Origin of the sequence: Microbispora sp. CL1-1, assembly GCF_012034195.1 — a bacterium.
In the GTDB taxonomy this organism is placed as follows: domain Bacteria; phylum Actinomycetota; class Actinomycetes; order Streptosporangiales; family Streptosporangiaceae; genus Microbispora.
The window spans coordinates 74,534-99,487 of sequence record NZ_JAATEK010000009.1; the positions used below are offsets into that span (position 1 = coordinate 74,534).

General features: G+C 75.9%; 7 protein-coding genes. All 7 read right to left on the minus strand.

All coding sequences use genetic code 11. The annotated features are described in order from the left end of the window. Positions 1-3: 3 nt before the first annotated feature. Entirely contained in the window at positions 4-19,227 is a 19,224-nt protein-coding gene (locus tag HCK04_RS43575; protein ID WP_205830218.1) for a type I polyketide synthase, read from the minus strand. 46 nt (positions 19,228-19,273) lie between these two features. After that, positions 19,274-20,035, minus strand: a complete 762-nt coding sequence (locus HCK04_RS13775; protein WP_142647602.1) for an alpha/beta fold hydrolase — start codon at positions 20,033-20,035, stop codon at positions 19,274-19,276. Beyond that, entirely contained in the window at positions 20,032-21,114 is a 1,083-nt protein-coding gene (locus tag HCK04_RS13780) for an alpha/beta hydrolase (RefSeq protein ID WP_142647604.1), read from the minus strand. The genes HCK04_RS13775 and HCK04_RS13780 overlap by 4 nt, the downstream gene beginning before the upstream one ends. Continuing rightward, the gene (locus tag HCK04_RS13785; protein WP_142647606.1) at positions 21,111-21,866 is read right to left on the minus strand and encodes a 2-oxo acid dehydrogenase subunit E2; all 756 of its coding nucleotides are present in this window, start codon (positions 21,864-21,866) and stop codon (positions 21,111-21,113) included. The genes HCK04_RS13780 and HCK04_RS13785 overlap by 4 nt, the downstream gene beginning before the upstream one ends. Next, entirely contained in the window at positions 21,863-22,096 is a 234-nt protein-coding gene (locus HCK04_RS13790) for a phosphopantetheine-binding protein (protein WP_142647608.1), read from the minus strand. The genes HCK04_RS13785 and HCK04_RS13790 overlap by 4 nt, the downstream gene beginning before the upstream one ends. Further along, complete coding sequence (locus tag HCK04_RS13795) at positions 22,096-23,127, minus strand: 3-oxoacyl-ACP synthase III family protein (protein WP_142647610.1); 1,032 nt, start codon at positions 23,125-23,127, stop codon at positions 22,096-22,098. The genes HCK04_RS13790 and HCK04_RS13795 overlap by 1 nt, the downstream gene beginning before the upstream one ends. Before the next feature lie 202 nt (positions 23,128-23,329). Continuing rightward, complete coding sequence (locus tag HCK04_RS13800) at positions 23,330-24,163, minus strand: metallophosphoesterase (RefSeq protein WP_142647612.1); 834 nt, start codon at positions 24,161-24,163, stop codon at positions 23,330-23,332. Positions 24,164-24,954 lie beyond the last annotated feature (791 nt).

Sequence of the window (24,954 nt, forward strand, 5' to 3'; positions counted from 1 at the left end):
GGATCACTCGCTCAGCTCCCGGTCGAGCAGGCCGAACAGCTCGTCGTCGGAGGCCGCCTCGACTCCGGCCAGGGAGTCGCCGCCGTTCGCGGCCGGCCGTCCCCCGGCGGGGTCGAGGACGCTCAGCGCGCCGCGCAGCGCCCGTACGAGCTCGGCCCGCTGCCGGTCGCCGCCGGTGCGGCCGGAGGCGGCCGACACCCAGGCGTCCAGAGCCGCCGGGTCGAACACCGGCCGCTCCCCGCGCACCCGGTCGAGCAGGTACGCGGTCAGCTCCCGTACGGTCGGGTGGTCGAACAGCACGGTCGCCGGGAGCCGCTCGCCCGACTCCTCTCCGAGCCGGTTGCGCAGCTCGATCGCCGTGAGCGAGTCGAGACCGAGGTCGAACAGCCCGCGATCCTCGGGGACGCGCGCTCCGCCGGGCAGTCCGAGCACCTCCGCGACCCGGCCCGCGACGACGCCGCGCACCAGGGCCCGGGCCGCCTCCTCGTCCAGCCCGTCGAGGCGCCGCGCCAGCGGCACGGCCCGTACGGCGGGAGCGGCGGCGGGCGCCAGATCGGCGAGCACCTCGGGCGGTTCGCCCTGCCGCCGGGCGAGCGCGGCCCGGTCGAACCGCGCCGGGACCAGCACGGCGGGGCCCGCCGCCAGTGCGTGGTCGAGCAGGTCGAGCGCCTCGCCGCTGACCAGCGGGCGGACGCCCATCCGGTCGAGCCGGGCCCGCGCGGCCGCGCTCAGCTCGGCGGCCATGCCTCCGCCGGAGTCCCACAAACCCCAGGCGAGCGACAGTGCGGGCAGCCCGGCCGCCCGCCGGTGCCGGGCGAGCGCGTCCAGGAACGCGTTGGCCGCGGCGTAACCCGCCTGTCCCGCGTTGCCCAGCACCCCCGCGACGGACGAGAACAGCACGAACGCCCGCAGCGGCAGGTGTGCGGTGAGCCGGTGGAGGTTCCAGGCCGCGTCCACCTTCGGGCGCAGGACCCGGTCGAGCCGTTCGGGGGTCGTGTTCTCCAGCACGGCGTCGTCGAGCGCGCCCGCCGCGTGGACCACCGCGACGAGGTCGCCGGCCACCCCGGCGACCAGCGCCTCCGTCGCCGCGGGGTCGGCCACGTCACAGGCGGCTGTACGGACATCGACGCCGTCTTGTGCCGCGAGTTCCCCGGCGAGGGCACGCAGCGCGGGATCGGCGTCGCCGCGCCGGCTGACGAGCAGCAGCCTGCGGGCGCCGTGCCGGCGGGCCAGGTGCCGCACGACCTCGCCGCCGAGCGCGCCGCCGGCTCCGGTCACCAGGACCGTGCCCGAGCCCAGGTCCGGCGCGTCGCCGGGGGCGCCGGTCAGGGCGCGCAGGCGGGGACGCACGACCTCGCCCCGGCGCAGGGCGATCTGGCCGGGCCGGGCCGCCAGGGCGCGCGGCAGCCCGGCCGTCGACTCCGGGCTGTCGTCGAGGTCGACCACGCCGACCTTGCCGGGGAACTCCTGGACCGCCGCACGGACGAACCCCCACAGCGCCGCCCCGATCAGCCCGCTGAGGTCGCCCGGCCCGCCGGAGGGCGCCGGGCCGGGGGCCTGTGGTCCCTCGTCTCCCGTGGCTCCCCGGGTCACCACCACGAGGTGGCCGTCGTCGGGCAGCCCGAGGACGGCCGCGCGGGCCGCGTCCAGGGCCGCCCGGACCGCCGCGGCCGGGCCGCCAGGGGGCGCGGCGCTGCCTCCCGGTTCTCCGCCGGTCGGGTAGGTGACGACAGGGCAGGGCGCGTCGGCGAGGAGCCCCTCGGGGGCCAGGACGACCGCGGGTCTCCCGGCCGGGGGCGTGCCGTCGAGCGGGGCCGGGGCCCAGACGATCTCGTACGGCCGCGGGCCGGCTCCCCCCGCGCTCAGCAGCGCGCGCTCCTCTATCGGGCGTACGCGTACCTCCGCCACCGACAGCACCGGGGATCCGCCGGCGTCGGCCGCGTCGAGTGTGAACGTCTCCTCCCCGGTGAGCCGGATCCTGACCAGCAGCCGTCTCCCCGGCTCGGCGTGGAGAGCCAGGCCGCGGAACGCGTAGGGGACGGGGATCCGCCCCTCCGGCGGGTCCGCGGCGACCGCGACCCACGGGTGCAGGACCGCGTCGAGCAGCCCGGGGACGATCTCGCTCTCGACCTCGGCGTACAGCTCGTCCTCGGTCCGCCACATGGCGCGCAGGCCCTGGAAGGCGGGGCCGTACTCGTAGCCGCGCGCGGCGAACCGGGCGTACGCGCCGGTCACGTCAACGGACACGGCCTCGGGCGGACGGCGGCCCGGCCAGCCGGGCCCGGGACCGTCGTCGCCGAGCACCGCCTCGGCGTGCAGGGTCCACTCCCCGGACCCGGAGGGACGGCCGTGAACACGCACCCGGGCGCCGTCGACCGTGATCCGCAGCTGGACCTCCCCTTCCGCGGGGATCGGCACCGGCGAGCGCAGCTCCAGTTCCCGCACCCCGTCGGCGCCGTGCCGGGCCGCGAGCCAGGCGGTCACGTCGAGGAGGGCGGCGGCCGGGAGCACCGGGGCCCCCGCGAGCGCGTGGTCGGCCAGCCAGGGCTGCCGCCCGGCCGACAGCACGCCGGTGTAGACGGTGGGTCCCCCGTCGGGGACGGTCACGGCGGCCGTGAGCAGCGGGTGGCCGGGATCGTCCGCGCCGACGCCGGTCGCGGTCGCGTCCGGCGAGGGCGCCGCGAGCCACAGCCGCTCGCGGCGGAAGGCGTAGGTGGGCAGCGGGACCACGACGCCCCCGCCCAGCAGCGCCCGCCAGTCCCAGGCGACCCCGGCCACGAAGGCGCGGGCCACGAACGTCCACAACGCGGTCACCTCGCCGGTCCCGCGGCCGAGCGCGGCCGCCGCGACGGCGTCCTCGCCCAGGTCGCACTGGCGGACCATGGCGGTGAGCGCCGAGTCGGGGCCGATCTCCAGGAAGCGGGCCGCGCCGAGGCCGCGCAGCCGTGCGACCGCGTCGGCGAAGCGCACGGTCCCCCGCACCTGGCCGGCCCAGTGGTCCGGTGACCCCAGCGTGCCGGCGCCGGCCTCCTCTGCGGTGAGCGTCGACACGAGCGTGCGGTGCGGGGCCGACGCGGCCAGTCCGGCGATCTCCGCGCGGAACGGCGCCAGCATCGGCTCCATGCGGGCCGAGTGGAAGGCGTGGCTCACGGTGAGCCGTCTGGTCCGGTGGCCGCGCCCGGACAGGATCGCGGCCAGCCTCTCCACGGGCTCGGCGTCCCCGGAGATCACCACCGAGCCGGGGGCGTTGACGGCGGCGACGTCCACGGGCGCCTCCGCCTCCCGCGCCAGCCGTTCCACCGTCGCCCGGTCGGCCTGCACGGCGACCATCAGCCCGCCTTCCGGCAGTTCCTGCATGAGCCGCCCGCGCGCTGCCACGAGCGCCGCCGCGTCCGGCAGGGTCAGCGCCCCGGCGACGTGCGCGGCGGCGATCTCCCCCACCGAGTGCCCCGCGAGGGCGTCGGCCGCCAGGCCCCACGACTCCAGCAGGCGGAAGAGGGCGACCTCCAGTGCGAACAGCGACGTCTGCGTGTAGCGGGTCCTGTCGATGAGCCCCGGCTCGCCCTCCCCCGCGATCACCGCCGCCACGTCGACGCCGTCGATCCGGAGCAGCTCCGCGCGTACCTCGTCGAAGGCCCGCGCGTACGCCGGGAACGTCCGGTACAGCTCCGTGCCCATGCCGGTCCGCTGGCCTCCCTGGCCAGCGAACAGCACGGCGGTGCGGCCGCGCACCGCCGTGCCGGTGACGACGACGGGGAAGCCGCCGGCCTCCGGCCGCGTCCCCGCGACGAGGTGGTCGAGCCCGGCGACCAGCTCGGCGCGGTCCCGGCCGAGCACCACGGCCCGATGGTCGAACGCGGTCCGGGTGGTGGCCAGCGACAGGGCGACGTCGGCCGGCCGCAGCCCGGGATCGGCGAGCACATGCCGCCTGAGCCTCGCCGCCTGCTCGCGCAGCGCCTCGGCGGTGCGGGCGCTGAGCACCCACGGCACGACCCGCGTCGCGGACGTCTCCTCGCCGGGCGCCACGGCGGGCGGGGCGTCCGGCGCGGGAGGCTCGTCGCCCATTTCGAGGATGACGTGGGCGTTGGTGCCGCTGATGCCGAACGAGGAGACCGCGGCCCGGCGCGGCCCGGGGGCGTCGGGCCAGGGGACCGGCTCGGCGGGCACGATGACCGCGCCGCCGGACCAGTCGACGTGTTCGCTGGGCCGGGCCAGGTGCAGCGTGGCGGGCACCCGGCCATGCCGCATGGCCAGCACCATCTTGATGATCCCGGCCACTCCGGCCGCCGCCTGGGTGTGGCCGATGTTCGACTTGACCGAGCCCATCAGCAGCGGAGCGCGCCCGTCCCGGTCCCGGCCGTACGTGCCGAGCACGGCGCCCGCCTCGATCGGGTCGCCGAGCCGGGTGCCGGTGCCGTGGGCCTCCAGCACGTCGACGTCCGACGGCCGCAGACCGGCGCCGCGCAGGGCGGCACGGATCACCCGCTCCTGCGCCGGGCCGTTGGGCGCGGTGAGCCCGTTGCTCGCGCCGTCCTGGTTGACCGCGGAGCCGCGGACCAGGGCGAGCACACGGTGGCCGTTGCGCCGCGCGTCGGAGAGGCGTTCCAGCACGAGCAGCCCCACGCCCTCGCCCCACGCGGTGCCGTCGGCGTCGGCGGAGAACGGCTTGCAGCGGCCGTCGGGCGCCAGCCCGCGCTGGCGGCTGAACTCGACGAACGTGGCCGGGCTCGCCATCACGGTCGCGCCGCCGGCCAGGGCCAGGGCGCACTCGCCGAGCCGGAGGGCCTGCGCGGCCTGGTGGACGGCGACCAGCGAGGAGGAGCAGGCCGTGTCCACGGTCACCGCCGGGCCCTCCAGGCCGAGGGTGTAGGAGATGCGGCCGGACGCGACGCTTCCCGCGCTGCCGCTGACGAGGTAGCCCTCCAGGTCTCGGGCCGCGCCGCGGCGCTGGTGGACGCGCGCCCCGTAGTCGGAGTACATGACGCCGACGAACACCCCGCTCTGGGAGCCGCGCAGCGTCGCCGGATCGATTCCCGCGTCCTCGATCGCCTCCCAGGCGGTCTGCAGCAGCAGGCGCTGCTGCGGGTCGACCGCCAGGGCCTCACGGTGGCTGATGCCGAAGAACTCGGGGTCGAACTCGGCGGCGTCGTGCAGGAACCCGCCATACCGGGTGATCGACGTGCCCGGATGGTCGGGATCGGGGTCGAACAGGTCGGGGTCCCAGCCTCGGTCGGCGGGGAACTCGGTGATGGCGTCGGTGCCCGAGACGAGCAGCTCCCACAGCTCCGCCGACGTCCGTACGCCGCCGGGGAACCGGCAGGCCATGCCGACGATCGCGACGGCGTCGTCGTCCGGCGCGTACGGCTCCCGCGGCCCCTCGGCCTCGTCGCCGCGCGTGCCGGGGCCGCCGGTGACAATGCCGTCGAGATGGGCGGCGAGGGCGGCCGGGGTGGGGTGGTCGAACACGACCGTCGCGGGCAGGCGGACGCCGAGGTCGCCGCCGAGCCGGTTGCGCAACTCGACCGCGGTCAGCGAGTCGAACCCGAGATCGGTGAACGCCCGGCCCGGGTCGATCTCCGAGCCGTCGGCGTGCCCCAGCACGGCGGCCACCGCGTCGAGCACCACGTCGAGCACCGCGTCGAGCACCGCCCGCGCGGTGTCCGCACCCTGGGAACGGGCGCCGGGGCGCCGGTGGGGCTGTGCGGCGGTGGGGCGGATCCGTGCCGCCGCCGGGAGGTCGAGGCTGCCCGCCACCACGACGGGGACGTCCAGCCCCAGGGCGCGGTCGAACAGGTCGAGCCCGTCGGCCGGGGCCATGGGCCGGATGCCGGCCCGCCCGAGCCGGGCGACGTCCCGCCCCGAAAGGCCGCCGCTCATTCCGTCGCCGACATCCCACAGGCCCCAGTGCACGGTCAGCCCGGGCCGGCCGGACCGCCGTCTGCGCCGTGTCAGCGCCTCCAGCGCGGCGTTCGCGGCGGCGTACGCGCCCTGACCCGCGGTGCCGAGCACACCGGCCACCGAGCCGAACAGCACGAAAGCGTCGAGGTCGCCCTCGCGTGTGGCCTCGTCGAGGTTGCGGGCCGCCGCGAGCTTGGCGTCGAGCACCCTGCGCAGAGCCGGCGCGGTGAGCCTTTCGACGACCGCGTCCTCGGCGACGCCCGCCGCGTGGACGACGCCCGTCAACGGGCCGTCGAGACCGGCGAGCAGGGCGGCCAGGGCCCGCGGGTCCGCCGGGTCGCAGGCCCGTACGGTGACGGCGGCGCCGAGGGCGGTCAGTTCCGCCCGGATCGCGGCGGCGTCCGGGTGACGCTCGCCCCGGCGGCCGACCAGGAGCAGGTTCCGCACGCCGTGCCGGGTGACCAGGTGAGCGGCGATCCGCCGGCCGAGCGCGCCGAGGCCCCCGGTCACGAGCACGGTGCCGCCCGCGGCGCTGCGCGGCCACAGCGGCGGCGCTCCGGAGGACGGCGCCGCGGGCTCGGCGACGAGCCGCGGCACCAGCGGCGCTCCCCCGCGGATCGCGGCCTCGGGGAACGCCGCGCCGGCGGCCGCGAGCAGCCCCGGATCGAGCTCTTCCGCGCCGATGTCGAGCAGGGCGAACCTGCCGGGGTGCTCGGCCCGGGCCGACCTGACCAGGCCCCAAAGGGCGGCAGTGGACGGTCTGGCGTCCTCGTCGCCGTCCACGGCGAGGCCACGCGTCAGCACCACCAGCCGGGCGTCCGCGGCCGCGGGATCGGCGAGCCATCGCCGCAGCGCCTCGCGGGCCGCGTCCAGCGCGGCGTACGGGTCGTCGTCGAGGTCGAGCCCGTCGAGCAGCACGAGCGGCGGCGGGTCGCCGGGGAGGTCGTCGGCGAGGGCGAAGTCCCCGACCGGCTCGGGCGGTGCCGCCGCCTCCCAGGCCAGGCCGTACAGCGCGGCGGCGGCCGGGAGCGGGCGCAGCCGCAGCCGCTCCACCGTCAGCACCTCCCCTCCGTCGTCGCCGACGAGGTCCACCCGGTAGGTGTCGGAGTCCAGCGGGGTGAGCCGGGCGCGGACACGGGCGGGCCCCGCTCCCGAAGGCCGCGCATGGCCCGCCCCCGGCGCCGGGCGCGCGCGCACACCGCTCAGCGCGTACGGCACCCGCCGTGGCCCGTCGAGCCCGTCCAGCGAGAGCGCGTGGAGGGCGGCGTCCAGCAGAGCCGGGTGCGCGGCGTATCCGGCGGCCTCGGCGCGGAGCGACGGCGGCAGCGCCACCTCGGCGTACAGGTCGCCCTCGTCGCGCCAGGCGGAGACGAGCCCCCGGAACGCCGGGCCGTACTCGTAGCCGTGCTCGGCGAGCAGCCGATAGGCGTCCTCCGGCGTGCCCGGATCGAGGCGGGTCCCCGGGCCCGACGCGAACGGCCGGCCGGGGAGGACCTCGTCCTCGGTGAGCGTGGCCGTGGCGTTGACGTCCCAGTGCGCCGGCCCCTGCGCCGCACCCGGGGCGCGGCTGCTGCGGATCGTGAGGGTCCCGCCCGCGGACACGGCCACCTGGAGACGGACCTCCGCCGCGCCCTCCAGCTCGATCGGCGTGTGCATCACGAACTCGCCGAGCGTCGGCCGGCCGGCCGTCGTGCCCACGGCGAGGGCCAGCTCGACCAGGGCCGTGGCGGGGACCAGCACCCGCCCGCCGACCCGGTGGTGGGCCAGCCACTGCTGGCGGCGGGTCGACAGCACGCCGGTGAACAGCAGGTCGCCGTCCGGCAGCTCGGTCGCGCCGGCGAGCAGCGGATGCGGAGACGTGTCCAGCCCGTACGCCGCCGGCCGGTCGTCGTCCACGGGCGGCAGCAGCCAGTAGCGCCTGGTCTCGAACGGATATGTGGGCAGGTCTGTGAGCCGGCCGCCCTCCACGAGCGGACCGAACTCGACCGGGACGCCCGTCACGTGGAGGCGGGCGAGCGCCGCCCGGAACGCCTCCGCGTCCGGACGGCCGGGCCTGAGCAGCGGCACCGCGACCGCCGCGCCGGGAGTCTCCGCGTCGTCCGCCTCCTGGGCGAGCGCGGCGAGCGACCCGTCGGGGCCCAGCTCGGCGAACCGGGTCGCGCCCGCCTCCCGCGCCGTACGGACCGCGTCGGCGAACCGCACGGCGCCGCGCAACTGGGCCACCCAGTAGTCCGGCGACGCCATCTCCCGCTCACCGGCGAGCTTCCCGGTCGCGGTGGAGACGACGGGCACCCGGGCGGGGGCGAACGTCAGCCCCGCCGCCACCCGGCGGAAGTCCTCCAGAACGTCGTCCATGTGGGCCGAGTGGAAGGCGTGGCTCACCTTGAGCCGGGTGGCCTTGCGGCCGGCGGCCTTCCATCGCCCGGCGAGCCGGTCGACCTCGTCCGCGTCGCCCGACAGCACCACCGACGCCGGTCCGTTGATCGCGGCGATCTCGACGGCGCCGTGCGCCGAAGCGGCCAGTTCGGCCGCCTCCCGGGGCGTGGCGGCGAACGCGGCCATCGCGCCGCCCTCCCTGGCCGACTGCATCAGCCGGCCGCGTGCGGCCACCAGCGCGCAGGCGGAGGCGAGGTCGAGCACCCCGGCGACGTGCGCGGCGGCGAGTTCGCCGACCGAGTGCCCGATCAGGAAGTCGGGCCGCAGGCCATGCGACTCGGCGAGCCGGTGGAGCGCGACCTCCACCGCGAACAGCGCCGGCTGGGCGTACCGCGTCTGTCCGAGCCGCTCGGGATCGGCCAGCAGGTCCCGCAGGGCGACGCCGATGTGCGGCTCCAGCAGCGCGGAGATCTCGTCGAACGCGGCGGCGTACACCGTGGAGGTCTCCAGCAGCCCGGCGCCCATGCCGGCCCGCTGCGCCCCCTGCCCGGAGAAGAGGAAGGCGAGCCGCTGGTCCGGCATCGCGCGCCCGATCATCACCCCGGGGTGGCGTCCGCCGTCGCGGAGAGCCGCCAGCGCCTGAACGGGGTCCGCCCCCGGGCCGACGTCCACGACGGCCCGGTGCTCCAGCCGCGCCCTGCGGGTGAGGGTGTACGCGACGTCGCGCGGCGCGGCGGACCCCGCGGCGAGGACGTCGTGCACGAGGCCCGCCTGGGCGCGCAGCGCGGTCTCCGTCTTCGCCGAGAGCACGAACGGAACGCCCCCGCCGACGTTGGCGCCCGCCGCGCCGGGGGCCTCGGCCGCCGTGTCCCCCTCCTCGGGCCCCGCCTCGCCCAGGCGCGCGTTCCCGCGGCCGGAGGCGTCCGCCGGACCGGTGCCCGTAGTGCCGGTGTGCGACGTGCCGGTGTGCGGTGTGCCGGTGTCGGTGGGGGGCTGCTGAAGGATCACGTGGGCGTTGGTGCCGCTGATACCGAAGGACGACACCCCCGCCCGGCGGGGCCGCCCCGGCCAGTCCCACCGCACCGGACGGGTCAGCAACGCCACCCCCGACCCATCCCAATCCACATGCGGACTCGGCTCATCCACATGCAACGTCACCGGCAACCACTCATGCCGCAACGCCATCACCATCTTGATGACCCCGCCCACCCCCGCCGCCGCCTGCGCATGCCCGACGTTCGACTTCAACGACCCCACCCACAACGGCACCCGCCGACCCCGCCCATACGCCGCGATCAACGCCTGCGCCTCGATCGGATCCCCCAACCGCGTCCCCGTCCCATGCGCCTCCACCACATCCACATCACCCGGACCCAGCCCCGCCTCCGCCAGCGCCCGCCCGATCACCTCCTCCTGAGCCCGCCCATTCGGCGCCGTCAACCCATTACTCGCCCCGTCCTGATTCACCGCCGACCCCGCCACCACCGCCAGCACCCGATGCCCGTTACGCACCGCCGCCGACAACCGCTCGACCACCACCACCCCCGCACCCTCAGCCCACCCCGTACCATCCGCCGACGCCGAAAACGCCCGGCACCGCCCATCCGCCGACAACCCCCGCTGCCGCGAAAACTCCACGAACATCCCCGGCGACGCCATCACCGCCACCCCACCCGCCAACGCCAGCGAACACTCCCCCGACCGCACCGCCCGAACCGCCAGATCCAACGCCACCAACGACGACGAACACGCCGTATCCACCGTCAACGCCGGACCCCGCAACCCCAGCACATACGCGATCCGCCCCGACGCCACGCTGGACTCGTTGCCCGCCAGCAGCAGGCCCTCCAGCTCCCCGGGCACGGTGCGCAGGCGGGCGGCGTAGTCGTCGTACATGGCCCCGATGAAGACCCCGGTGTCGCTGTCCTTCAGCGACAGCGGGTCGATCCCCGCCCGCTCCAGCGCCTCCCACGACACCTGCAACAACAACCGCTGCTGCGGATCGGTCGCCAGCGCCTCCCGCGGGCTCATCCCGAAGAACGCCGCGTCGAACTCGCCCGCGTCGTAGAGGAAGCCGCCCCGGCGGGTGTAGGCGGTGCCCCGGTGGTCCGGGTCGGGATGGTAGAGGCGCTCCAGGTCCCAGCCCCGGTCGTCCGGGAAGTCCCCGGTCGCGTCCACACCGTTGGCGACCAGCTCCCACAGATCCTCCGGCGAGGCGACCCCGCCCGGGAACCGGCACCCCATGCCCACGATCACCACCGGATCGTCGTCCGCCGCCGTCCGGACCGCCGCCGGGGACGACGTCGCCGTGTCCCCCGCGGTGAGGAGCCCGAGCAGGTGCCCGGCGAGCGCGGTGACCGTGGGGAACTCGAAGACGACGGTGGCGGGCAGGGTCAGCCCGGTCAGCGTGTTGAGCCGGTTGCGCAGCTCGACCGCGGTCAGCGAGTCGAAGCCGAGCTCCTTCAGCGGGCGGTCGCCGGGCACCTCGGCCGGGTCCGCGTGGCCGAGGACGGCCGCGGCCTGCTCGCGGACCAGCCGGGTGACGAGGTGGACGCGCTCGTGCGGCCGCCCGGCCCGCACCCGGCTCGCCCAGGCGCCCCCTGGCGCGCGCCGGGCCCCGCGCGGGAACGCCACCAGGCGGGAGAACAGGGCGGGCAGCCGGCCGGCCGCCGCCTCCTCCCGCAGCACGGCGTCGTCGAAGGGCGAGACCACCACGTACGGCTCGCGCGCGCGGTCGAAGGCGTCCAGCGCCGTGGCGGTGGCGAGCGTGCCGACGCCATACCGGGCGAGCCGGGCCCGGCCGGCGTCGTCCAGGCCGCGGGTCATGGTGCTGGCCTCCTCCCAGACGCCCCAGGCGATGGAGGTGGCGGGCAGGCCGAGGCTCCTGCGGTGCTCGGCCAGCGCGTCGAGGAACGCGTTGGCCGCGGCGTAGTTCGCCTGTCCCGGCACGCCGAAGGCGGCCACGGCGGAGGAGAACAGGACGAAGCGGTCAAGCGGCAGGCCGGCGGTCAGCTCGTGGAGATGCCAGGCCGCGTCGGCCTTCGGCCGCAGCACGGCGGCCAGCGCGTCCGGGGTCAGCTCACTGAGAGTGGCGTCGGCGAGCACACCCGCCGTGTGCACCACGCCGCGCAGCGGACGGCCGGAGGGGACGGCGGCCAGCAGATCCGCCAGTGCGTCCCGGTCGGCGACGTCGCAGGCGGCCACCGTGACCTCCGCCCCGGCGGCGCGCAGGTCGCGGGCGAGCGCGCCCGCACCCGGGGCGTCCGGCCCGGAGCGGCTCACCAGCAGCAGGTGCGGGGGCCGGGCCGAACCGGCCAGCCTGCGGGCGACGAGCGCCCCCAGCGTCCCAGTGCCACCCGTGATGAGCACCGTCCCCGGCTCCGCGTCCACGTCGGCAGAGGCGTCCCCTTCATCCGCCCGACCATCCCCGCCGGGCGCGCCGCTTTCCGGGTCCGCCCCGGTCGTGCCGTCTGCGCCGGGTGTCCCCGCCTCCGCCTTCCGCGCCGCCGCGGGATCCGCCGGGCCGAGGTCCTGCGCGACGAGCCTGGGGACCAGGACGACCCCGTCGCGTACGGCCACCTCGCGCTCGCCGTGGCCTGCGGCGAGCAGCGCGACCGGCGCGGGGCCGTCCACGACCGCGAGCGAGAACCGGCCGGGGTGTTCGGCGGCGGCGGTGCGGACCAGGCCCCTGATCGCCGCGGAGGCCAGGTCGCGTCCGTCGACGACGACCGTCAGCGGGACGCCGTCGGACGCGGTGCCGGTGAGCCATCGCCGCAACAGGGACATGACGGCGGCGGTCCTGGTGTGCACCTCCTCCATCGGCCCCGGCGAGGCCCCCGAGGCGGACGGGAAACCGCCGACCGGCACCAGCACCGTCCCTGCCCCGGCCACCGCTTCGGTCGCGGCTTCGGCCACTGCTTCGGTCCCGGCTTCGGCCACCGCTTCGGTCGCGGCTTCGGCCACTGCTTCGGTCCCGGCTTCGGTCACGGCTTCGGTCACGGCTTCGAGATCGGCGAGGACGTCCACGCCCGTGCCGTCGCCGAGATCCAGCAGGTCCGCGACCGGCCCGAACCCCTCCAGCACGGCGACACGGCCCGGCGCCTCACCGGGATCGGCGAGGGGCTCCCAGACGACGCCGTACGCCTCCGGGACGGCCCGGGCGCCGGTCAGGTCGGCGCGCGTCGCGGGCCGGAAGGCCAGCGACTCCACTCCCCCGGCGATCCGCCCGGTCTCGTCGGCGAACAGGTAGCGGAACCGGTGGCCGCCGAGCGGCTCGATCCTGGCCCGCAGCGTCGGCCCCGCCTCGCCGGTGAAACGCAGGCCCTCGAACGCGAACGGCAGCAACGGCGCTCCCGCGTCGGGGACGGCGAGCCCGGCGAGACCGGCCACCACGGGGTGGAGCACCGCGTCGAGCAGCGCCGGATGCGGCGCGAAGTCGTTCGCCCCCGCCGGGGAGCCGGCGTCGCCGGGAACGCTCAGTTCCGCGTACACGGTGCCGCCGTCCCGCCAGGCGGCGGCGAGACCCTGGAACGCCGGGCCGTAGTCGTATCCCAGCCGATAGAGGTGGTCGTAGACGTCCGACACGTCCACCGCCTCGGCGCCCGGGGGCGGCCAGGGCAGCAGTTCCCCGCCGGCCGGTGTGACCGCGGCCTTCCCGGCGCGGACCAGGGTCGCATGAGTGCCGTCGGCCTCCGCGAGCACGCCGGAGGCGTGGCGGGTCCACGGCTCGTCGTCGCCGGTCCGGGCGTGCACGCCGATGCCGCGCCGCCCGTCCGCGTCGAGCGTCCCGACGAGCACCTGCACCTGCGCGGTGCGGCCGGCGTCCAGGACGAGGGGGGCCTCGACGGTCAGCTCCCGCACCTCCAGGCCGCCGGTGAGACGGCCCGCGTGCGCGGCCAGCTCGGCGAAGGCCGCCCCCGGCAGCAGCACGGTGCCCAGGACCCGGTGGTCGGCGAGCCAGCCCTGCACGGCCGGGTCGATCTGCCCGGTCAGGACGGCGCGGCCGTCCGCGAGGGTGACCATCGCGCCGAGGATCGGGTGCCGGGCCGCGGCGAGGCCGAGCCTGGCCGCCTGGGCCGGCCCTGCCGAGGGCGTCATCCAGTAGCGCTCGCGCGCGAACCGGTAGGTCGGCAGGTCGACCGTCGCCCCGCCGACCGGCCACGCGACGGAGACCCCGGCGAGGTGGGCCACGGCCAGGGCCCGCCGGAACGCGTCCGTGCCGCCCTCGCCCCGCCTGAGGGTGCCCGTGGCCAGGCCGCTCACACCCCGCTCGGCCAGGATCTCCTCCACGGCGACGGTGAGCACCGGGTGCGGGCTGATCTCGATGAACCTGCGGTGGCCGGTGCCGGCCAGCCCGGCGACGACGGCGTCGAAGCGGACGGTCTCGCGGAGGTTGCGATACCAGTAGCCGGCGTCGAGCGTGGTCGTGTCGACCGGCTCGCCGGTCACCGCCGAGTGGAACGCCACCTCGGCCGGCCGCGGCGTCAGCCCGGCGAACGTCTCCAGCAGTTCCTCCCGCAGCGACTCCACGTACCGGGTGTGGGAGGCGTAGTCCACCGGCACCCGGCGGGCCCGCACCCCGTTGTCCTCGCACCAGGCGAGCACCTCGGTGAGCGCGGCGGCGTCCCCGGCGACGACGGTGGAGCGCGGCCCGTTGTGTACTGCGACCTCGACGGCCCCGCCCCAGCGGGCCGCGAGCTCGCCCGCCTCCCCGGGGCCGAGGGCCACCGACACCATGCCGCCGTCTCCGGCGATGCGGGCGATGGCCCGGCTGCGCAGCGTGACCAGCCGCGCCGCGTCGTCCAGGGACAGCGCGCCCGCGACGTACGCGGCGGCGATCTCGCCCTGGGAGTGCCCGGCCACCGCGTCCGGCCGGACGCCCGCGGCACGCCACATCGCGGCCAGCGACACCATCACGGCGAACAGCACCGGCTGCACGACGTCGACCCGCTCCAGCGAGGGGGCGCCCGGGTCGCCGCGCAGCACGGCGTGCAACGACCAGTCCACGTGGGGGGCGAACGCCTCGGCACACGCGTCGATCTCGGCGCGGAAGACCGGGTGGGCGGTCAGCAGGGCGCGGGCCATCTCGGGCCACTGCGACCCCTGCCCGGGGAAGACGAAGACCGTGCGGCCGGTGATCCGCTCGCCCGTCACCGCGGCCTCGTGGACCTCTCCCCTGGCCAGCGCCCGCAGGGCGGCCTGATGGTCGCCCAGGACGGCGGCGCCGTACGCGAGCCGTGACCGAGCCGCGAGCGTGGCGGCCACGTCGCGCAGGTCGAGCTCCGGATGGTCCCGCAGGTGATCGGCGAGCGCCGCGGCCTGCCTGCGCAGCGCGGCGGCGTCGGTCCCGGACAGCAACAGCGGCGCTTCCGGCGCCCCGGCCTCGTCCCCGTGCTCGATGTCCGCCACAGTGCCGGTGTGCGGCGTGCCGGCGAGCGGCGTGCCGGTGTGCGACGTGCCGGCGCGTGGTGTGCCGGTGTGCGGCGTGTCGGTGTGCGACGTGCCGGTGTGCGGCGTGCCGGTGTCGGTGGGGGGCTGCTGAAGGATCACGTGGGCGTTGGTGCCGCTGATACCGAAGGACGACACCCCCGCCCGGCGGGGCCGCCCCGGCCAGTCCCACCGCACCGGACGGGTCAGCAACGCCACCCCCGACCCATCCCAATCCACATGCGGACTCGGCTCATCCACATGCAACGTCACCGGCAACCACTCATGCCGCAACGCCATCACCATCTTGATGACCCCGCCCACCCCCGCCGCCGCCTGCGCATGCCCGACGTTCGACTTCAACGACCCCACCCACAACGGCACCCGCCGACCCCGCCCATACGCCGCGATCAACGCCTGCGCCTCGATCGGATCCCCCAACCGCGTCCCCGTCCCATGCGCCTCCACCACATCCACATCACCCGGACCCAGCCCCGCCTCCGCCAGCGCCCGCCCGATCACCTCCTCCTGAGCCCGCCCATTCGGCGCCGTCAACCCATTACTCGCCCCGTCCTGATTCACCGCCGACCCCGCCACCACCGCCAGCACCCGATGCCCGTTACGCACCGCCGCCGACAACCGCTCGACCACCACCACCCCCGCACCCTCAGCCCACCCCGTACCATCCGCCGACGCCGAAAACGCCCGGCACCGCCCATCCGCCGACAACCCCCGCTGCCGCGAAAACTCCACGAACATCCCCGGCGACGCCATCACCGCCACCCCACCCGCCAACGCCAGCGAACACTCCCCCGACCGCACCGCCCGAACCGCCAGATCCAACGCCACCAACGACGACGAACACGCCGTATCCACCGTCAACGCCGGACCCCGCAACCCCAGCACATACGCGATCCGCCCCGACGCCACGCTGGACTCGTTGCCCGCCAGCAGCAGGCCCTCCAGCTCCCCGGGCACGGTGCGCAGGCGGGCGGCGTAGTCGTCGTACATGGCCCCGATGAAGACCCCGGTGTCGCTGTCCTTCAGCGACAGCGGGTCGATCCCCGCCCGCTCCAGCGCCTCCCACGACACCTGCAACAACAACCGCTGCTGCGGATCGGTCGCCAGCGCCTCCCGCGGGCTCATCCCGAAGAACGCCGCGTCGAACTCGGCGGCGTCCCGCAGGAACCCGCCATACCGTGTGTACGAGGTGCCGGGCCTGCCGGGGTCGGGGTCGAAGAGGGCGGCGAGGTCCCAGCCCCGGTCGGCGGGAAACTCGCCGATGGCGTCGACGCCGTCGGCGACCAGCTTCCACAGATCCTCCGGCGAGGCGACCCCGCCCGGGAACCGGCACCCCATCCCGACGATCACCACCGGATCGTCGTCCGCCGCCCGGACGGCGTCGGCGGGCGTGTCCGCGCGGGTGTCCCCGGCCAGGTGGCGGGCCAGGGCGGCGGGGGTGGGGTGGCTGAACAGCGCGGCGGCCGGCAGACCGGCGCCGAAGGCGTCGTTCAGCCGGTCACGCAGTTCGACCAGGCCCAGGGAGTCGAGGCCGAGGTCCCGGAACGTCGCCTCGGGATCGACGCGTGCGGGGTCGGCGAAGCCGAGCACGGCCGCGACTTCCTCGATGACGCGGCGCTCCCCGGCCGCCGGGCCGGCGGGAAGGGCGGCCGTCGAACCGGCCGTCGAACCGGCCGTGGCACCGGCCACCGCGCCGGCCGCGAGAACGGGCGCGGGAACGGGCGCGGAGCCCGGCTCCGGAGCCGGGCCGGAGGCCGAGACCGGTGCGGAGGCCGAGACCGGTGCGGAGGCCGCCGGTGCGCCCTCGCCCGGGGTCAGCCAGTGACGCTCGCGCTGGAAGGGATAGGTCGGCAGCGGGACCCGGGGGGCGCCGGGCGGGAAGACGGCGTCCCAGTCGAGGCGCACCCCGGCGGTGAAGAGCCTGCCGACGGCGGCTTCGACGTCGTCGTCCTTGCCGAGGACCGGCACGAACGCGGCCGCCGTTCCCAGGGTCTCCCGCCCGGCCGCGCTGAGTGCCGTCCCCGGTCCCGCCTCGACGAAGATCCCGGCCCCCAGCGCGCGCAGCCGGGTCAGGCCGTCGGCGAAGCGGACCGTACGGCGGGCGTGCTCCACCCAGTAGCCGGCCCAGTCGTCCGCGCCGTCGAGGTCGAGCGGTTCGCCGGTCACCGTCGACACGAACGGGATGCGGGCCCTGCCGTACGTGAGCCCGTCGAGCACCGCGCGGAACTCGCCGAGGGCGGGGTCCATCAGCGGCGAGTGGAAGGCGTGGCTCACCGGGAGCCGCCGGGTCCGGTGCCCGCGTGCGGCGGCGAGGGCGGCGACGGCGTCGAGCACCGCGTCCTGACCCGCGACGACGACCGACCGCGGTCCGTTCACGGCGGCGACGACCGCGAGGCCGTCCACCTCCGCGAGCAGCCCGGCCGCCTCGTCCTCCGGGATGCCGGCGGCGAGCATCCCGCCGCCGGAGGGCAGCGCGTCCATCAGCCGCCCCCTGGCCGCGATCAGTTCGGCGGCGGACGACAGGTCGAGCACGCCCGCGACGTGCGCCGCGGCCACCTCTCCGATGGAGTGGCCGGCGACGAAGGACGGCTCGACGCCGAGCGCCTCCAGCAGGCGGAAGGTCGCCACCTCGACCGCGAAGATCGCGGGCTGGGTGAAGGCCGTGCGGTCGAGGAGCCGGGCCTCCTCGCTGCCCGGCTCGGACCAGACGACCTCCGGGAGCGGCCGGGGCAGCCGCTCGCCGAGCGCCGCCGCGGCCTCGTCGAACGCGGCCCGCCAGGCGGGGTGGTCGTGGTGGGCCCGCCTGCCCATGCCGGGCCGCTGGCTTCCCTGCCCGGGGAACAGCACCGCGACGGGCGCGGTCCTGGCTCTACCCGTGACGAGACCGGCAGCGGGACGTCCCTCCGCCAGCGCCGCCAGCCCGGCCGTCACATCCCCCGTGATCGCCGCCCGGTGGTCGAAGGCGGTCCGGGTGGTCGCGAGGCTCCGTGCCAGGCCCGCGGCACGCCTCCCGGGAAGCGCCCCGGGCCCACCGGACGCCCCCGGCTCACCTGACGTCTCGGATGCGCCGAGGAGGTCGTGCTCGGACATGAGGTCGCGCAGCCGGGCCGCCTGTTCCCGCAGCGCCGCACCGGTGCGCGCGCTGAGCACGAGGGGCATGTGCGCGCGGGAGTCGTGGTCCGATGGTCCGGCCTGCCGCGCGGCGGGAGCCGCGTCCTCCTGGCGGGGCGGTTCGGCGACCACGACGTGGCAGTTGGTGCCGCCCATGCCGAACGAGCTGACGCCGGCGACGAGCCGTTCAGTGTCCCGGGGCCATGCTCCGCCCGCGCTGCGGACGGACAGACCCCAGCCGTCGAAGTCGATCTCCGGATTCGGCTCGGCGAAGTTGAGACTCGCGGGCAGCCGCCGTCTGTCGACGCTCAGCACGGTCTTGATCAGCCCGGCTATGCCCGCCGCACCCTCCAGGTGCCCGATGTTCGTCTTCACGGACCCGACCTGGAGGACCGGCCCCTCGCCGGGGCGGGCCAGGCCGAGGCCGCGCGCCTCCACCGGGTCACCGACCCGGGTGCCGGTGCCGTGCAGTTCGACGTACTGCAGCGCCGAGGGCGCGACGCCGGCGGCCGCCCACGCCCGCCTGAGCACCTCGGCCTGGGCGCGGGCGCTGGGCGTGGTGAGGCCGTCGGTGCCGCCGTCGTTGTTGACCGCGCCGCCGAGCAGCACCGCGTAGATCCGGTCGCCGTCCTCGACTGCGGCGTCCAGCGCCTTGAGCAGCACCAGCCCGGCGCCCTCGCCCCGGACGTATCCGTTGGCCCGGCGATCGAAGGTGTGGCACCGGCCGTCCGGCGACAGCCCGCCGAACCGGGCCACCGCCGCCGTGCCGGCGGCGTCGACGATCAGGTTGACGCCGCCCGCGAGCGCGAGGCGCGACTCCCCGCGCCGCACGCTCTCCGCCGCGAGGTGGACGGCGACCAGCGACGACGACTGCGCGGTGTCGACCGCGACACTCGGCCCGCGCAGCCCGAGCGTGTACGACACGCGGTTGGCGATGATGGCCCGGGTGGTGCCGGTGAGAGTGTGGCGGCCGATCGCGGAGGCCCGCGACAGCGTCGCGTACTCGTCCGCGATGGAGCCGGCGAACACGCCGACCGGCGTGTCGCGGAGCGTGGCGGGCACCACCCCGGCGTCCTCCAGCACCTCCCAGGCCAGCTCCAGGACGAGCCGCTGCTGCGGGTCCATCGCCGCGGCCTCGCGCGGGGAGATCCCGAAGAACTCCGCGTCGAATCCGGCGATGTCGTCGAGGTAGCCGCCGTATCGCACGCCGGGGTGCTCGCGGGCGAGGTCGTCCAGCAGCGCGGACCGCGCCCGTCCCTCGGGCACCTCGCGGACGGCGCTGCGGCCCTCCTCCAGCAGCCGCCAGAGGGCGCCGGGACCAGATGCACCGGGCAGGCGGCACGCCACTCCGACGACCGCGACGGGCCGGGACACCTGCTGGTCGGGGCTGATCACGTCGTGCCTCACTCTCAGTCGTGGTGCGGACGGCCGGCGAGAGGGATCAGACGGGTACGGCGAGCCCTCGCCGTACGGTCTCCGCGACGTCCTCCAGCCGTCTGGTCAGGTAGAAGTGGTCGCCGGGCAGCACCGTGAGCCGGAAGGGGCCGGAGGTGTGCTCCCGCCACCGGTCGGCCTGGGCCACCGTCACCCTCGGGTCGTGGTCGCCGACGAGCGCGGTGATCGGGCAGCGGACCCGGGCGCCGGGATCGGGCAGGTAGCCGCGCAGCGCGCGATAGTCGCCGCGCAACGCGGGCAGCACGAGTTCGCGCAGGTCGGCGCTCTCCAGCACCTGCCGGGAGGTGCCGCCGAGGAACAACACCTCGTCGAGCAGGGAGCGGTCGTCCCGCAGGATCGCCGGGTCCACACGGGTGAGTGCGGGGGCCCGGCCACCGGAGACGAACAGCCGCTCCGGAGGCGTGCCGAGACCGCGCTCGGCCAGCAGCGCCGCCTCGAACGCCACCAGGGAGCCCATGCTGTGCCCGAAGAAGGCCGTGCGGGGGCCGTCCGGTTCCCCGGCGATCACCTCCGCCACCTGGCGGGCCAGCACGCGCACGTCCTCCACGGCGGGCTCGCGCCGCCGGTCCAGGCGTCCCGGGTACTGCACGGCGAGCACACGCACCGCCGGGGCCAGGGCCCGCGCGAGCGGGATGAAGAAGCCCGCCGAGCCTCCGGCGTGCGGGAACGCCACCAGGCAGGGTGCGCCCGGCGCGGCGGGGGCGTATTCGCGCAGCCAGTCGTCGCGGATCCGCGCGGTGGCGGTCATCGGCCCGCTCCCGTGCGGGCGTCCTGCAGGGCCGAGGTCAGCGCCGCGATCACCTCCGGATCGGCGTCGGGCCGCATCCGCTGCACCGCGAGCAGGCTCCACACCCGGGTCTCGGCGAGGTGGGAGGGGGCGCCGTGCACGTCGTCGTGCTCGACCAGCCGCAGGTCCCGCACGTGCCGTTTCAGGCGTTCGACGTCGCCGGGCGGGATGATCTCGTCGCGCCGGGCGGTCACCGCGGCGAGCGGCACGGTGAGCGCGGCCAGGTCGGCGTCGCGGAGGGCCCAGTCGCGCACATGGGCGAACACGGCCTCCGGCGGCACTCCGACGAGATGCGCGAGCGTGTCCCGGGTGATCTTCGGCACCCGCGCCTGCCAGGCGGCGTCGGTGAAGAAGTCGTGGATCGGCGGGCCGTTGCCGACCACGCCGCGCACCCGCGGGTCGCGCAGCGCGGCGGTGATCGCCGCGTGGCCGCTGAAGCTCAGCGCGAGCAGGTACGTCTCGCTCACCCGGGCCCGGTCCTCCAGCGCGTCGAGGATCGCCGGGAACAGGGTCCAGGCGTCGGAGCCGTACCGGAGCGGGCTCTCGCCGACGCCGGGCAGGTCGGCCACGACACCGGCCATGCCGAAGGACGCGATCTGCGGCAGCACCGCGGCCCACTGCTCCTTGGGGCTCACGATGCCGCCGGTCATCACGAGCAGCGGCCGGGGCCGCTCGGCCGACAGCCCCGCGGCCCACACCCGCACCGGCACCCCGCCGACCTCCACGACGACCGGTTCCAGGCCCGGCACCCCGCGCCGCCAGCGGTCGAACGCGTCGAGGCCGCGGGCGAGCGCCCGCTTGCGGCCCGGCCCGTCGACGTACGGGAACCGGCCCATGGTGTAGTACTGGGCGGCGAGAGCCGTCTGTCCCGCCGCGTCCCACTCGTCGCCGGCGCGGATCCACTCGTACGGCCAGGAGCCCGGCTCGTCGCCCGCGTCCGTGGTGACGCGGTCCAGCAGGGCCGCGTAGTGGTCGGCGGGCAGGCCCTGCGAGATCGCGTGCGCCACGACGAACCGCTTCAGCTCGGTCAGGTCGTTCATTCCTCGTACGCCTCCAGCGCGTCCTTGATCTCGGTGAGCACGTCGGCGGCCTCCGCGCCGTCGATCACGCGATGGTCGAAGGCCAGCGACAGGCGCATGACCGGAGCGATCACCACGGCTCCGTCCCTGGCCACCGGGCGGTCGGCGATCCGGCCCACGCCGAGGGTGATCGTGGTTCCGCCGACCGAGTGGAAGCCGTCGACCGCCCGGTGGCCGAGCGAGGTGACGCTGAACGTGCCGGTGATCGCGGGCCGGCGATCGAGCGACCCGGCCGCCTCGCGGAACCGGTCGAGCGCCTCCCTCCAGGGCAGCCGCCGCAGCGCGCGGATGCCGGCGAACTCCTCGGCGGTGCCGGGGTCGGCCGCCGCCGCCCGGTCGAGGCAGGCCTGCACGTCGGCGAGCGACGCCGACTCCAGCCCCGGGATCACGGTCGCGAGCACGACCCGGCGGCCCTCCCACGTCTTGTCGAGGGTGACCTTGGCCGCCACGGTGTCGTAGGAGGCGACGACCGGATCGAGTCCGCCGTGGATCGCGGCGTTGGCCTCCGGGTGCTTGGCCAGGACGCCGGCGGCCGCGTGCACGACGTAGGAGACGACCGAGCGGCGCTGTCCCGCCCGGCGGGCCCGCTCACGTCCGGCGGTGATCGCCGTGGCGTCCACCTCCGTGTCGAGGAAGACCGGCGAGAAGTCGCGGATCTGGTCGAGGAAGAAGAGCGTGTGCCTGCGCTGGGGAGGGAACGGCCGCCCGGTCATCGGTTCACCAACTCGTAGATCGTCTCCAGGCTGGCGGCGTCGAGGAAGTCGGGCAGCGACAGCGGACGGCTGACCCGCTTCTCCAGCAGCACGAGCATGGTCAGCAGGTGCAGCGAGTCCCAGCCCGGCACCTCGTCGAGCGTCCGGCCCAGGTCCTCCGCGGCCACGGCGAGGCCGATCTCGTCCCGCAGCAGGTCCACGAACTCCGCCCGGCTGATCGCGGCCGGCATCAGACACGCTCCAGGGCGAGGCCCGACCTGATCCACTTGCTCGACTCGATGGCGACCGCGATCGCCCGCGACGGCCTCGCCATCACCGGCAGCAGCCGGTCGAGCTGGAAGAACAGCAGGGCGTTGCCGTTGTTGCCGGTCTCGGCGACGCAGGAGACCTCCTCGGCCGCCGGGAAGGCGAGCCTTTCGGTGATCTTCGCGGTCATCGTGACGGACAGCTGCGGCGGCAGGAGGTAGCCGACCTCCGCGCGGTCCCAGCCGAGGTCGTCCAGCAGGTCGTCGGCCGTCTCCTCGGCGAGCACCGGCACGTGCTCCTCGATCGCCTTGTAGTCCTCGCTGGCCGGCGCCTCGCCCCCGTCGCGGTCGGCCAGGCCGTACCAGCGCAGGGTCTGGCCGGGCGCGCGGCCCAGGCCGGACAGCCGGGTGAGCACCGACCGCAGCACCGGCGCCTCCGGATGGTCGCCCACGGCGAGTACGGCGGCGCCCGCGCCGTCGCCGAACAGCACGTAGTTGACCAGTTCGTCCGGCGGCAGCGCCGTCAGGTCCGCCTTGACGTCGTAGTGCTTGGCGATCACGTCGCCGCCGATCACCAGCGCCGTGCGATAGCGGCCGGTGGACAGCAGCGAGGCCGCGACGTCGAAGGTCTGCACCGCCCCCGAGCAGCCCGACTGGAGCTGGAACGTCGGCACGCCGTCGATGCGGAGCCGGTCGGCGACGACGTTCACCGTCGCCGGCATCAGCGTGTCGGGAGTGGCCGTGCCGAACACGACCACGTCCACGTCCTCCGCGGACACGCCGGCCCGGGCGAGCGCCTGGGTCGCGGCGCGCTCTCCGAGATCGGCCAGACTTTCCCGCCGCTCGCCGGTGGACAGGTCGACCGCCAGGTGACGCGTCCGGGTCCCGATGAACGTGTCGACCCACTGCCGCCACACCTGGTCCATGCCGAACGCCGAAGCCAGGGCGGCCGTGTCGATGGGTGGGCCGGGCAGTGCCGTCCCCACCGACAGTAGTCGTACCGGTATGTCCCCCATGCGCTCCTCCAACGAGCCGCGTTCGCGCCGCCCGCGCGCTCCGCGGGCGCGGCCGGGATGGTGACCCGGATCTACTGATCACCGCACGAACGCTAAGCGCGGCCCCTAAAGCAGCACTAAGCCCCAGATTTTGGGCACGGGAGACATAACGCGCGGCAGACGGGCGCGCCGCTCCGCGCCGGCCGCCCCGGGATCCGCCCGGTCACGGGACCGGCAGGATGTGACGCGGGCGGCCCGGAAGGGTGGCCCGGAGCTTCCACTCGCGCGGGTAGCCCACGGAGACCTCCTCGAAGCGGACGCCGTCGTGCCAGGTGGTCCTCGGGATGTGCAGGTGGCCGTACACGACCGTGGCCGCGCGGAAACGCAGGTGCCAGGCGGCGGTGGCCTCGGTGCCGCACCAGATGGCGAACTCCGGGTAGCGCAGGATCCGGGTCGGCTCGCGGACCAGGGGATAGTGGTTGACCAGGATCACGGGCAGGCCGTCCGGCAGCTCGCGCAGCCGCCGTTCGGTCTCCTCCAGCCGCGCGGCGCACCACGCCTGCCGTGACGGGTACGGGTCGGGGTGCAGGAACATCTCGTCGCTGCACACCACCCCGGTCTCGTACGCGAGGGCGAGCGCCTCCTCCGCGGTCCGCGCACCGGGGGTGCGGAAGCTGTAGTCGTACAGGACGAACAGCGGGGCGATCACGGCGGGGCCGCCGGCGCCCTCCCAGACGGGATACGGATCCTCGGGGGTCGTCACGCCCAGCGAGCGGCACACCTCGACCAGGCGGCGGTAGCGCGCCTCTCCGCGCAGGGTGACCGGGTCGCGGGGATGCGTCCACAACTCGTGGTTGCCCGGCGCCCACACGACCCTCGCCCAGCGTCCGGACAGCAGGCGCATCGCCCACTCGAAGTCGGCCAGGATCTCGCACACGTCGCCGGCCACCAGCAGCCAGTCGTCCGGGGATGACGGCCGCAGGTCCTCCAGGATCGCCCGGTTCTCCGGGTAGCCGATGTGCAGGTCGCTGATGGCGAGGAGCCGCCCGCTAGACAACGGCGGCCTCCCCGGACGCCCCCGCCTCGGCGGCCCCGCGTACGGACGCCGGCGCGCGGGCCGCGCCGCGTTGCCCGCTCGGGTCCATGGGCAGGTCCCGCCGCGGCTCGGAGATTTCGTCCGGACAATTCCATAAGAACTGTGTCATCGCCCCTCCATGACAGGCATGGGAGCACGGACACGGGCCGCGCGCCAAGGGCATGGGCCGGATAGACGGCCGGCCTCGGCCACGGCCCGGCGCTTTTCCGGCACGGTTGCCTCGATGCCCTCGTCGGCGAAGCCCGGCGGCATCCGCAGGTCGGTGACGACCACGGCGGGCGGATCCGGGCGCACGCGTCGATCTCGGCGCCGTGGCGCGCCCGGCCGATCACCTCGAAACCCATCTCGGTGAGGATGCGCGCCATCCCCTCCCGGAACAGCAGCGCGTCGTCGGCGACGATCACCCGCATGGCAGCACCGTCCTGAGCCGCGTCCCGCCACCGGCATGGCCGCGCACCTGTTCGCCGCGCTGGAGGCCGATTCCCGCGCGGCGGGCCGGCCATCTTCACGCTGCAGACCTGGAACGAGACGATCATCGACACGATCTGGGCACTGAGCATCGTGTTCCTCGCCGTCGCCGGCGGGCTCACCCGTACGGCCGGCAACCGCGTCACGCTCGCGCTCGGCCTGGTGGACGGGCTGGCCTACGCACGCCTCCGCCACCATCGCCTTCACCGACCGGTTCGACCCCCTGTTCCCGGTCGGGTCGCTCATCGGCGTCTGGGCCGTCGCCGTCGGCGTCGTGGCGATGA

What these genes read in the sequence shown, in the direction of transcription:
- HCK04_RS13775 (WP_142647602.1), bottom strand. Translation starts at nt 20,035, where the DNA reads ATGACCGCCACCGCGCGGATCCGCGACGACTGGCTGCGCGAATACGCC.
- HCK04_RS13780 (WP_142647604.1), bottom strand. Translation starts at nt 21,114, where the DNA reads ATGAACGACCTGACCGAGCTGAAGCGGTTCGTCGTGGCGCACGCGATC.
- HCK04_RS13785 (WP_142647606.1), bottom strand. Translation starts at nt 21,866, where the DNA reads ATGACCGGGCGGCCGTTCCCTCCCCAGCGCAGGCACACGCTCTTCTTC.
- HCK04_RS13790 (WP_142647608.1), bottom strand. Translation starts at nt 22,096, where the DNA reads ATGCCGGCCGCGATCAGCCGGGCGGAGTTCGTGGACCTGCTGCGGGAC.
- HCK04_RS13795 (WP_142647610.1), bottom strand. Translation starts at nt 23,127, where the DNA reads ATGGGGGACATACCGGTACGACTACTGTCGGTGGGGACGGCACTGCCC.